Genomic DNA, 8,894 nt, shown 5'->3' with positions numbered 1-8,894 from the left:
ACGGACGCCACCCAGAACTCGCCCTAGAACTCACCCGACTTTGAAATAGCCCTGCCTAAATTGTTTTCGGCGTAGATGACTGCTAAACTAACTTGAAGTATGACAAGTGGAGGGCACCTCCCACCTGCCGACGGATTCTGAATCTAGTTATCGGGTAAGCCAAATGCTAGCTTTTCCAAGCCGCATTTGAGGAACTGCAACAAACACTGTTTGTGTAAGTCTGAGCCTCCACTGTCTTCACAGGGAGGCATTTTTTATGTCTTGCTGTGGCGGTCTGCCATTGGGAGTTGGCGACTACCAACACCACTCAATGCAAGGAGATATCTCATTAGCGAGCAGCCAAGAGTAAACGAACGCATTCGCGTGCCCGAGGTCCGGTTAGTTGGCCCCGAGGGCGAACAGGTCGGAATCGTGCGCATCGAGGATGCGTTGCGGCTGGCCGTTGAATCTGAATTAGACCTGGTGGAAGTAGCACCAAAAGCCAAACCACCCGTTGCAAAATTGATGGACTTCGGTAAATACAGGTACGAGGCCGCCGTTAAGGCCCGTCAGTCCCGCCGAAACCAGGCAACTACACAGCTGAAGGAAGTTCGCTTCCGCCTGAAGATTGAAGACCACGACTACCAGACCAAAGTAGGACAAGCACAGAAGTTCTTGAAGGCTGGTGACAAAGTCAAAGCAATGATCCAATTCCGCGGCCGTGAACAGCAGCGTCCGGAATTCGGTGTGCATCTCTTGGAAGACTTTGCTGAAGATGTTGCAGAATTTGGCGAGGTTGAATCCAGGCCACGTCAAGACGGTCGAAACATGGTTATGGTCGTTGGCCCACATCGTGGAGCACAAGCTCCAAAAGGTAAAGGCGGAGCGCATAAGCCACGTGAAGGTGGCGGTTCACGCCGTGACCGCGCCGCAGCTGAAGCACGTCGCGAACGTCATCAACAAGCAGAGCAGGCCGAGCCGAAAAACTCGATCGCCGATGCAATGCCGGAAGAACTGAAGCAGCAGGCTGCTAAGCCATCTGATGATGGTCCAAAACCAGACGCAGTAGCCTAGACTGTTCGATCGGTCATAAATTTACCCGCGCCGCTGCCGGTGTTGGGATACAAGGCCTTATGTATAAGGCTGATACTGGTTTCAAGCGGAAGCCAGCGAACGAAAAGAAGGAGCGGCCACAATGCCGAAAATGAAAACTCATAATGGTGCCCGTAAGCGCTTCCGCGTCACCGGGTCAGGAAAGCTGATGCGCGAACGTGCGAATCGCCGCCACTACCTGGAGCACAAACCATCGAGCTACAAGCGTCGCCTCAAGCCAGACGTACCACTGGCGAAGAGCGATGTAGCGCGTATCCGCCGCATGCTCGGTATCTAGTAAACCGTTATTTAGGTAGCAAACCAACAGCTTTCCTCCCGTTACGGGAGAACACACGAAGGAGTAGAACGCATGGCACGTGTCAAACGTTCGATTAACGCAAAAAAGAAGCGTCGCACAATCATGGAGCGCGCCAAGGGTTACCGCGGCCAGCGCTCACGTCTGTACCGTAAGGCGCACGAGCAGCTACTGCACTCGTACGTATACAACTACCAGCACCGCCGCAAGCGTAAAGGTGATTTCCGCCGTCTGTGGATCACCCGTATCAACGCTGCGGCACGTGCCAACGGCATGACCTACAACCGTTTCATCCAGGGTCTGAAACTGGCTGAAATCGAATTGGATCGCCGTATGCTTGCTGAAATCGCAGTCTCTGACGCGGAAACATTCTCTGCTCTGGTCAAGATGGCTAAGGCAGCACTGCCAGCCGACGTCAACGCTCCAGCCGCCAAATAGTATCTAGCGACCGAGCAAACATGCATCATCGCCCCGTCAATTGGATGGATAACCCGAACGCCGAACGCGTTAAACGGGTAGCCCAATTGGCGGGGCGTTCTGCTGTCCGAAATCGACGCAAACAATTTTTGGCAGAAGGACCGCAATCAGCGGCCGAAGCCATCCGAGCCCATCTCGGCTTGCTCGAACTTTCCGAGGCAGCGGCACAACTGTGGCCACCAGATCAGACTCTCGCCGCGGTCTACTACACGGAACAGCTAGCCGACTCGAATCCGGAACTCGCTGAACTTATCGGACAGCTATCAGACAGCGTTTTTGTTGCCCAAACCACTGATCCAGTACTGCAGGCCATGTCGGATGCTGTGGTGCATCAGAACATCATCGCCGTTGTCCACCAACCCACAGCACAACCAGCACCACGGAATGACGCCCAACTCGTTGGTGGACTGGTGCGTATTCAGGATCCAGGCAACGCGGGCACGATCATTCGAACAGCAGATGCAGCCGGGGCCGACTACGTCATTGCCACGTCACAAACCGTTGACATCTTCAATCCCAAAACTGTGCGGTCTACGGCGGGCTCGATCTTCCATTTACCTGTCTATACCAACGTTGATTTGACCACATTCGTCACTGATTTTCCCGGCCAGGTTTTTGCTGCCGATGGGTACGGCGACGTGGTACTGGACCAAACGGATGTCACTGTACTCAGCAAGCCAACCGCCTGGCTCTTCGGCAATGAGGCACGCGGACTGAACGCCGAAGAGGTGGCCCTTGCCGATCATCGTGTTGCCGTGCCACTCTATGGTCTGGCTGAATCGCTGAATGTATCTACCGCTGCGACCATTTGTCTCTATTCTTCGGCAATGGCACAGCGTCGTCGTGCATCCTAACTTAGCTGTACAGCTAAGCCTCCGGTTGCGTGTTCGGCGGTCACTAAAACCGCGCGAGCCTTGATTGCCGGAACCGAAACGAGTTTTGGCCAGATCATTCTATGTTCCGATGATGAGTTCATCGGCAGGTATAAGCGATCAGGAATCATCGCGATCAGCCGCCCACCGGCCAGCTCCCGGGCACCAAAAACATAGAGCCTCAGTACGGAAGCGTGTTGACGCAACAGCTGGATCAAGAGATCTTCGAAGCCTTGGAAATGTCCAGTGACCATTTGAGTAGCCCAACTGCCCCAATCAGTGATGACAACGGTGGTATGTTGTTCCTCAGTCAACAACACTGTCAAGTGCTGTACCATTTCTTGCAGCGCGTCCGGGGCAGCATCAGATACGTGCAGGTAAGTATCCCAACTGTTCTCACTGCGCATGAGCCGACCGCCGTCCAGAAAAAATTTGCGTTCAGGACGCTGCTGCACATGTTGGCAAACCGTTGCCAGAGTCGTTTCGACACCGCTGTCGGCGGTACCTACCCAAGCAACTGAATTCGATAGGACAGCGACGTCATCGCGAGCTGACTTAGGCCCCAGTGTCAGTGGATATTGGCTACAGTTTGCCGGATCATCAACGAGCCCAATGACCTCATTCGGCGGAGCGAGCTGATGTTGTGTGGCAAGGGCAGCACTCCGGACATCTTTTGGAAGAGCCGGCAAAATCACCGGGTCCGCAACCGGTAGGTGTATGGCACGGTGGCAAAGCTCTTGGATGAGAGCGTCCCAATTGGTTGTCAGGTTGAGTTGCTCACTGACTCTGTCGCTGTGGGGTATCAACTCGACCGGCTCGTCGTCGAGTAAGTAGCGGGCCGTTTGAAAAAGTTGAGGTTGTCCTGCACCGGTTTTGTAATACGCTCGGCCGGGGGTAGCTGGTGAGATGCCAAAGGCATCCCCGGTGCCCAATATTTCCCATGAGTCATGTTCGGTAGCCGTGCGCAGACTCATGATTGCCCCGATATTGGCACGAATATCCGCGCTCACAGCACCCTGGGTACGCTGTGTGGCGATGATCAGATGAAAACCCAACGACCTACCGGTAGCTGCTAAGCGTGCCAACGCGTTTGCAGCATCGTCATTGTCATCGACCAGTACCCGCAACTCATCAATGGCCACGACGAGACGCGGCAAAACTGCAGTGGGATGTGAGCGCCGAAACGATACGTAATCCGGGACTTGGTATTTCGCGAAGAGGCGTTCTCTACGATGTAGTTCTGCGGCAATTGCATCCAGTGAACGAAACGACGACTCTGCTACGTGGTTCGTCTCGACACTCATGGTGTGCGGCAATGGCTCCAGCACGTTGAAAGATGAACCGCCTTTGAAATCCAACAGAATCATGCTGACCTCAGTTGGCGGGTAGCGTTCGACCATTCCAACCAACACGGTGAGCAGTAGTTCTGATTTACCAGACCCGGTAGTGCCGGTAATCAAGAGGTGGGGTCCGTCTGCCACAATGTCGACGGCAAGTCCCAGTGTTCCGGTCCCGACTACGGTGGTCAGCTCGTCGGCGGCACAACCTTGCATGGTGGTGGGTGACAGCGCTAGGTGCTGCAAACTCAAGGAGTCATCGGGTTGGTGCAGGCCAATCTCTTGGCTGAAGCGTTGCAGGGTTGGTGTGCTGATGCCCAAGGTTTCCAATGCGGTCACTGTCATGGCGCCTTCCACCGCGTGCGCGGTCAGGTCGACGATCGTTGTGTTTTCATCAGGTAACCCACGGCTTTGGGCAGTGAAGATGAGCTGGGGGAGCGCGGAAGTGGTGTCGACGTCATCGTCAACCAGCACCTGTGGAGCACCGGCATATTGGCGCCGGTCAAGCATGAGACCGCCATCGGTTGCTTTCGCATGGCGAAGTAACTGAGCAACGCACCAATTTTTAACCGGCCGCAAACTTGCGGGGTCGCCAACCACAAAGATGCGATGCCCGGGTTGCAACGTTACAACGATGGGTACCGTACCGGTGAGATGGTCATCCCACCGTTGAGTCTGCTGCATCTGGTCCAAAGTTGCTTTGCGAAGTCCAGTTCCCAAGTAGAGCACAGGATGTTCGGGTTGGGGCCCTGTAAGACTCAGTGGATCGTTTTCCGAAGCGCGCAGTGCCTGAGAAATCTGGTGTGGAGCGTAGACGCAGCGCCGTATGTCGTTGGCAGCAGACTCCAATGCGAGACGAATTTGGTGGACAAACTGTTTGCGTGCACGCCGGTATTGCGTGATCATCACCGCGGCAATAATGACGGATATTCCGGAGAATAAGAGAAAATACCACATGCCAGTCACGACCATCAGCACGATACCGATCAGCAATGGTGCAGCGGCCCCAATAACCTGTAGCACAACATTTGGGGGAGACGGTGGTTGGCCAGGTTGGATTGCAAATATTCCGGGTGGCTTGGGAGTCATGAGAGGTTGGCCGTCACCCCGGTGCAAAGTAAAGCGGGTGGCTCCTGCGGCGTAGGGTTCCCCCGATTCCCAGAGGAATTCGGGTTGGTCGACCGGAGTGACCACCGTGCCATTTGAAGAGAGCCGTATGTCGAATTCGTGTGCGGATAACCATGGGTCGCGCACTTGGGCTCTGGAGCCACTGCGACCCACAGAAAGCCGACGGCGGGACAGCGGAAAAATCCTGCCGGAGTCGGGGCCCGCGGTTGCGACCAAGGCTAGTTGTGGAGCTGGTTGGTACCGGGGGACAGATCCGGCAGGTTTTGCGACCAGCTGGCCAACGCTGTCCGCCCAGCGTTGAATCAGAGCGTTAGCATCAAGTGAAGTCAACGGGGCGCCGTCGCTATAAAACTCCAAATCTTGGGTGTGTGTCAGGTTCGCTGCAAGGATCTCTGCAAGTGCGGTTCCACCCTGGACTGGGATGCGGTTGAGATGCCACCACGTTGGTTGGTGGAGGAGCCCGAAGATTTGCAACAGCATGGGTATCCTTTCAAACTCGAGGGGCCACCCATCATGCCCCGGTCACTGGTCATGCGAAAGTGTGTTGAAGTAACTGTGGATAACTGACAGCGCCAGTCAACTTACCCACAAAGCGTTGATCAGGTCTTGCAACCGACGCATAAAATAATAAGGTGAACCTTGTCACAAAAACCTCAGGGTGTGCACTTGATTTTGGAGCATGATGGAAGCGCAGCAATTGTTGGAGTTAGAAGTCCGCGAACTCATCCGTTCTCGCGGCCTTGACCCAACCGGTCAGCCCGAGGCAGTACGAGAACTCGTAGCAACCGCAACCTCTGATTATGACGCTCGGAGCATGCATGCCGCGCTGCCAATGCTTGACGACGTCGTCACCACCCAACAGGCGGTTTTCGACGCCGTTGCGGGGTTTGGACCTCTCCAGCCTCTGCTAGATGACCCAGAGGTTGAAGAGATATGGATCAATAATCCCTCGCAAATCTTCTGCGCACGCAACGGCATCACCGAGTTGACCAACATCTCGCTCTCTTCACAACAAGTTGCCGATCTCGTGGAGAAAATGCTCAAGAGCAGCGGACGTCGGCTCGATCTGTCCACGCCATTCGTCGATGCGGCGTTACCCGATGGTTCACGTTTACACGTGGTCATTCCAGATATCACCGCTCAGCACTGGGCCGTGAATATTCGAAAATTTGTGGTCAGAGCACATAAACTCACGGATTTGGTACGCAAAGGAAGCATGACCTCACAGGCAGCAGCTTTCCTCGATGCCGCGGTGAGTGCAGGCCTCAACGTATTGGTTTCAGGTGCAACCCAGGCCGGGAAAACAACGATGCTCAATTGCCTGGCAGCATCGATCGGAGCCCGCGAACGGGTCATCACCGTTGAAGAAATATTCGAATTGCAAATACCGCAGCGCGACGTGATCAACATGCAATGTCGTCAACCCAACCTCGAAGGCATAGGCGAAATCTCCCTGCGCCGTCTCGTCAAAGAAGCACTGCGTATGCGACCGGATCGAATCATTGTGGGAGAGGTGCGCGAAGCAGAAGCCCTCGACATGCTCGTCGCCTTAAACGCCGGCTTGGCTGGGATGTGTAGCGTCCACGCCAACTCAGCACATGACGCGCTGAGTAAAATTTGTACCCTGCCGCTGTTGGCCGGAGAAAATATCAGCCGGGACTTCGTCACTCCAACGGTCGCAAGCTGTTTCGACCTGGTGGTTCACTGCGCTCGCAGGGAGAATGGCCAGCGGCAGATTACTGAAATTCTATCGGTTGGACAACGCGTTGAAGGTGGCATTATAGAATCAGCGTCCGTATTCCGGATGGTGGACAACCAGCTTACGCTCAACCCGACCGGTCTGATGGAACACCCAAAATTTACCGCAGCCGGCGTAGACATCCGTGCTGTGGTTGGTGGCTTTGCATGAGTGTGATTCTGGGCCTGGCACTCGGTGCAGGGTTGTTGTCGATCTGGTGGTCATTCTGGCCCAGAACAGAAAAACCCGCCCCGTCTGCACCGTCAAAAGCACAACAGCTGATCGCGCGCAGTGGCATCGCTCGTATCACTGTGCCCGGTGTAGTGACGCTGTCATTGGTATTGGCTTTCGTTGTGTTCATTAGCCTGACGGCGCTAACCGGTGCCGTACCAATTGGCGTCTGCTTTGGCCTCTTTGCGGCGGCAGTCCCGTGGGCGGCATTATCTTGGCAGGCAAACCGTCGACAAACAGCACTGCGAGAAATCTGGCCGGACGCCATCGACAATCTCCGCTCGGCAGTTCGCGCAGGACTCACGTTGCCAGAGGCATTGACGCAACTGGCTGATCGGGGACCAGTTGAGTTACGCGACGCATTCGCCAGTTTTGCCAGGGATTATCGATCGGGTGCGCGCTTCGACGATGCGCTCAACCGGTTGAAAGATACCTTGGCCGATCCAACGGCAGACCGACTAATTGCGGCACTCAAAGTGACTCGTGAAGTTGGCGGGGCCGACATTGGTCGACTCCTGCAGACCCTCTCGGATTTTCTCCGTGATGATGCCCGCACGCGTGCTGAACTTGAAGCACGTCAATCTTGGACGGTTAACGGAGCACGCCTGGCAGTCGTCGCACCCTGGGCCATCCTGCTCTTGCTTGCAACCCAACCCGACGCCGCCGCTGCTTACCAGTCGGTGGCCGGTCTGTTTGTGCTCCTCGGTGGGATTGCCGTTTCGGTGATCTGTTACCGTCTCATGCTGCGCATTGGAGCACTTCCAGCAGAGCGGAGGGTGCTGTGACCGCAACACTCTGGCTTGCGGTAGGACTCGCTATCGCCGGTGGCATCGGTCTAACGCTACTTACGACGGCGGCCTTCCGGTTCAATAGACCGACTTTGGCCGAGCGGATTGCTCCCCAAATGCGAGGCCATACTGCCAGCGGGCCTACGGAACTCCAGTCGTTGACCACGCTGGGCACACTGTCCACGATCACCGCACCGATCATCCAAGCGGGAGTGGACCAACTGAACAAACTCAATCTCGGCAATACCCAGCTTACTTCGCGGTTGGCACAGGCCGGTTCGAGGCTCAATGTCGCAGATTATCGGGCACAACAGCTGATTATGGCAGTGGCCGCAGCAGCGCTGGCGACCGTGGGTTGCATTTGGGCGGCAGTAAATCACACGCTGCACCCAGTTGTTGGCCTCATCGTTGTTATCTCAGCTAGCACCGTTGCGTTTTTTGCTCGTGACAACCTCCTCACCGGTCAGATCAATAGACGACGAACGAAGATCTTGGCGGAATTTCCCACCATCGCTGAACTGCTCGCGCTCTCAGTCGCCGCGGGGGACTCCGCTCGTGGTGCATTAGAGCGGGTTGCGAACACGGCTAGAGGTGAACTCGCCTACGAATTCAACCTTGTACTAGCCGACATCCGTTCGGGTGACACCCTTGTGATGGCACTGCAAGCATGTTCGGACCGGCTGAAACTGAACCCCGTAGAACGCTTTATCACCGGGCTAACGGTCGCTCATGAACGTGGCACGCCGCTCGCCACCGTGCTCCATGCCCAAGCTACCGACGTCAGGGAACTCACCAAACGTGAGTTACTCGAAGTTGCGGGGAAAAAAGAAATTGGGATGCTGGTGCCCCTCATTTTCGGTGTCATGCCGTTAACCGTTATTTTTGCAGTATTTCCAGGACTCTCATTACTCAACATCGGACTCTAACCTTGAAAGG

At 55.5% G+C, this 8,894-nt stretch carries 8 protein-coding genes; 7 read left to right on the top strand and 1 reads right to left on the bottom strand.

Translation table 11 applies throughout. The features are described 5' to 3' along the window. Nucleotides 1-279: 279 nt before the first annotated feature. From infC to L0H14_RS05195, 4 genes are all read left to right on the top strand, one after another. Nucleotides 280-1,053 carry a translation initiation factor IF-3 gene (infC, locus tag L0H14_RS05210; RefSeq protein WP_301419435.1) on the top strand — a complete coding sequence of 258 codons (774 nt, stop codon included), beginning with the start codon at nt 280-282 and terminating at the stop codon, nt 1,051-1,053. A gap of 121 nt (nt 1,054-1,174) precedes the next feature. Next, nucleotides 1,175-1,369, top strand: a complete 195-nt coding sequence (gene rpmI / locus L0H14_RS05205) for a 50S ribosomal protein L35 (RefSeq protein WP_029629501.1) — start codon at nt 1,175-1,177, stop codon at nt 1,367-1,369. Between the two features lie 72 nt (nt 1,370-1,441). Further along, nucleotides 1,442-1,825: a 50S ribosomal protein L20 gene (gene rplT / locus L0H14_RS05200; RefSeq protein WP_301419433.1), complete on the top strand. Its 384-nt coding sequence runs from the start codon at nt 1,442-1,444 to the stop codon at nt 1,823-1,825. Between the two features lie 20 nt (nt 1,826-1,845). Next, a complete protein-coding gene (locus L0H14_RS05195; protein ID WP_301419432.1) occupies nt 1,846-2,718 on the top strand; it encodes an RNA methyltransferase in 873 nt (290 codons plus the stop codon). Here the strand turns inward: L0H14_RS05195 and L0H14_RS05190 are convergent. Then, nucleotides 2,715-5,681 carry an FtsK/SpoIIIE domain-containing protein gene (locus tag L0H14_RS05190; RefSeq protein ID WP_301419431.1) on the bottom strand — a complete coding sequence of 989 codons (2,967 nt, stop codon included), beginning with the start codon at nt 5,679-5,681 and terminating at the stop codon, nt 2,715-2,717. The genes L0H14_RS05195 and L0H14_RS05190 overlap by 4 nt on opposite strands. Before the next feature lie 202 nt (nt 5,682-5,883). Here L0H14_RS05190 and L0H14_RS05185 point away from each other — a divergent pair, with 202 nt between their 5' ends. Genes L0H14_RS05185 through L0H14_RS05175 form a run of 3 tightly spaced genes read left to right on the top strand, consistent with a single transcriptional unit; the run spans nt 5,884 to nt 8,884 of the window. After that, nucleotides 5,884-7,110: a CpaF family protein gene (locus L0H14_RS05185; RefSeq protein WP_301419434.1), complete on the top strand. Its 1,227-nt coding sequence runs from the start codon at nt 5,884-5,886 to the stop codon at nt 7,108-7,110. Next, nucleotides 7,107-7,955 (top strand): type II secretion system F family protein, encoded by an 849-nt coding sequence (locus tag L0H14_RS05180; protein WP_301419430.1) that lies wholly within the window; start codon nt 7,107-7,109, stop codon nt 7,953-7,955. Before L0H14_RS05185 ends, L0H14_RS05180 begins: the two co-directional genes overlap by 4 nt. Then, the gene (locus L0H14_RS05175) at nt 7,952-8,884 is read left to right on the top strand and encodes a type II secretion system F family protein (RefSeq protein WP_301419429.1); all 933 of its coding nucleotides are present in this window, start codon (nt 7,952-7,954) and stop codon (nt 8,882-8,884) included. Before L0H14_RS05180 ends, L0H14_RS05175 begins: the two co-directional genes overlap by 4 nt. Nucleotides 8,885-8,894 lie beyond the last annotated feature (10 nt).

This window comes from Yaniella sp. (assembly GCF_030453185.1).
Lineage (GTDB): Bacteria > Actinomycetota > Actinomycetes > Actinomycetales > Micrococcaceae > Yaniella.
This window is presented reverse-complemented; position numbering and strand designations above follow the sequence as displayed.